Here is a 2,955-nt window from a genome sequence, read left to right on the forward strand (position 1 = left end):
AGAGCTGCCTATGCAACTCAATGATCTTTCATTAACGCCCCCGTTAGCCATCTATGAAGCGCAAAAATCTGCTCTTCACCACAGAAAATGAAAGATGATTAAGTTCTTTCATGGGAGTTTAAGTGTAACATTTCACAAGCTAACTTGATTTTTTTAAAATCCATTTCTAAATCTTTGTTCTTTTATTACAGGAATACTTCTGCTTACAAATTAAGAAGAAAAGGTCACCAGACACTATTCCTCATATATTTTCTAGCTTATAATTTTAACTCTTTAATTAAGAACTTCTCTTTTATTCTATATGGGGTAGCGTGCCAGAAACAACTCTTTTGGAACTTCTCGCATCATAATTATGGTAAAATAGGTTAATTATGATGTGTTATATTGTTGGGGGTATTATAATTGATGAAGAAATCCATAATTATTTTAGTAGTGATAGGCGCAATTGGTGTATATTGGTTTTGGCCTAAAGCACACGTTGAAGAACCTATTGTGATGTCCGTTCAACTTGACGAAGTAAGTAAAACATTAGCCGTTTCATACATAGTTGAACAAAATAACGATACGTATTTAATGGAAATTGCACATAATACAAAAGGATTTTACCCTCCGCGAAACAGTGGTAATTGGGATGGGGAAACTAATTTTACAGAAGTATTAGCAGTACAAAATGGCTATGAGCTACGAGAAGATGTAGTTGAACTAACAGACGAACAGCTCTCCTACTTTCTTTCATTAGAAGAGCGTACATTACCTGTTGAAATTTCATTTGAAAACTATTCTCCAATTGATACAACACTTGTTCTACTAATGGAAGGTGAGGCAGTAGACGTAATAAAGAATGATGATTTACTTCGCTATACGTATACATCCTCTAAAGATGAAACGATTGATTCAATCGGTCATTATGATAGTGTAGCTACGATTTCATTCGAACAGAATAATGAGGAAGTTGATTTTCCACTCACACTTACACAGGGAAGTTCAGTAGATATTCTTATCAACGAACCATACAAACTTAGTTCGAAGGATAAACTTTTACTTGAAATTACAATGATTGATGGACAATCAGTTACGAATAATATCTTAATGACTAGATCTATTCCAAAAGGATACTTAAAGCAAATTGTAAAGGAAGCGAATGCTAATAATAATTGAGTAGATTATTTATAATCTACCAAAACCTATTTAAATACATAAGCGTTTTAGTTGAATAAAGTTATTACTATATACAAAACAAATCTAATAAACGTTCCTAAGTGCTAATTTGGGCACACACAACCTCAAAATGTTGATAGTACAGCGTTTTGAGGTTGTTTTGGGTGCGATACGTCCATACGTTTTTTTTATGCAAAGGCCTTGAATGCAGTTACTGTAAGTCTTTTTTTGATTTGCAGAAAAATGCTGCTGGTGCACTGTCTGTATAAAATCGTACATATTCAGACAATTTCTTGTCGTACATATGCACTTTTATTACGAGCCCCTTATTGAACTACCCTGCACCATTAGTTCAATAAGAAAAAAAGAGCTGCTTATGCAACTCAATGATCTTCAAGTAAAGCCCCTGTTAGTTTAAGTGTATTACATCACAAATATACGATTTGTATCAGAAGAACTGAATACTCTTTATTTATAGTAGTCTTCTTGAAGCATTCCCATAAGTACTTCATCAGAGTATTTATTGTTCATATAAAGGGATTGTCTCAATGTTCCTTCTTTTATAAATCCTGCTTTTTCATATGCTTTTATGCCACGAATATTATGAGAAAATACCTCTAATTCCAAACGATTTAGTTTAAGCTCCTCAAAAGTAAATTTCTGTGCAAGTTGAGTTGCTTCAGTACCATAACCTTTGTTCAAAGTATCTCTACTATGTAGTGATATTCTAAAACCCGCCTTTTTGTTGTTTTGATCAATGTCTAAGATGGCTAAATCACCTATTATTTCATTACTATCCAATAAACAAATGGCAAAATCATAACGTGTGGGGTCTTTGCTAAACTGTTTATAACTTTTATTTATTTCATCAAGAGTAAATGACTTTCGAGTGCCAGTCATGTACAAAAACTCTTCATCCTGACAAGACTTATAAATACTTTCTATATCTTCATCTTTAATAGGTCTTAAGTAAACAAACATTCCCTTTATCATCATAATAATTCCCTCATTCTCCTGTTTCTTTTTCGAAAATAGCATATCTTGTAAAATTCTCTGACTTTGCTAATCTCTTTAAGGTTTTATTCAAGAATCCCCTTGACTTTAATACGCTTGAAATGAATAAAGGTTCCAATTTTAAACAAATTTCCTATTCGTAATTAACTAATATCCATTTTGGTTATTGAACTTGACTGCTCCGCTAGCTCAATAAGAAAAGTTCCCTTTGACTCCACCCAATGACTAATTTCACAATCATCAATCCAAAGATCAAAAATCGGCAGATATGAATGATGGAATTCATACCTGCCAAAGCTGCTTACTCTAATTTTCTAAATTATATGTTCTTTAATTTAATTCATGTTGTTATATAATTGCTCGATAATAAGTGAGGAATCTGCATCTAGATTTTCTTTATTTTCGATGATGATTTTACCTTCATATAATGATTCACCTGTTCGTAAATCACCGATAAAGAACAAATTACCCTCCGAAGCACGATTGGCTAAATATAATTTACCATCTGTAATCTGTAAAAAAGGTTCTTCTTTAACATTAGCAATGCTTGGATACTTAAAGTTTAAAGGCTCTTCCCACTGTTCCTTTTCTATATTATAACGGTTCAGTTCTAGCCCATTGGCTGAATGAACTGGAATGAATATATCTGTTCCTTGAAGAATCATCGACTTTGTATGTGGTTTTAATTCGGCTGGAATTGTCCATTCCTTCACTTCATTATTACGATTGTTATAAAGATACATTTTGCTAGAGATCGTTTCACGCTCATCATCTTCTAGATGC

2 protein-coding genes and 1 pseudogene are annotated in these 2,955 nt (G+C 32.7%); 1 reads left to right on the plus strand and 2 read right to left on the minus strand.

Annotation, left to right across the window (positions count from 1 at the left end; all coding sequences use genetic code 11):
* The first annotated feature begins 402 nt into the window (after positions 1-402).
* Positions 403-1,158: a hypothetical protein gene (locus tag ACFXN8_RS25955; protein ID WP_386848268.1), complete on the plus strand. Its 756-nt coding sequence runs from the start codon at positions 403-405 to the stop codon at positions 1,156-1,158.
* A 468-nt stretch (positions 1,159-1,626) separates the two neighbouring features.
* Here the strand turns inward: ACFXN8_RS25955 and ACFXN8_RS25960 are convergent, their stop codons facing one another.
* Both ACFXN8_RS25960 and ACFXN8_RS25965 read right to left on the minus strand, forming a co-directional pair.
* A complete protein-coding gene (locus ACFXN8_RS25960; RefSeq protein ID WP_386848272.1) occupies positions 1,627-2,151 on the minus strand; it encodes a GNAT family N-acetyltransferase in 525 nt (174 codons plus the stop codon).
* A 356-nt stretch (positions 2,152-2,507) separates the two neighbouring features.
* Positions 2,508-2,955: pseudogene (locus tag ACFXN8_RS25965) on the minus strand (hypothetical protein); the annotation flags it as partial.

It is taken from the genome of Lysinibacillus sp. NPDC059133 (assembly GCF_042755925.1).
GTDB lineage: Bacteria > Bacillota > Bacilli > Bacillales_A > Planococcaceae > Lysinibacillus.

Coding starts and splice junctions, on each gene's coding strand:
- ACFXN8_RS25960 (WP_386848272.1), bottom strand. CDS start 2,151: ATGATAAAGGGAATGTTTGTTTACTTAAGACCTATTAAAGATGAAGAT.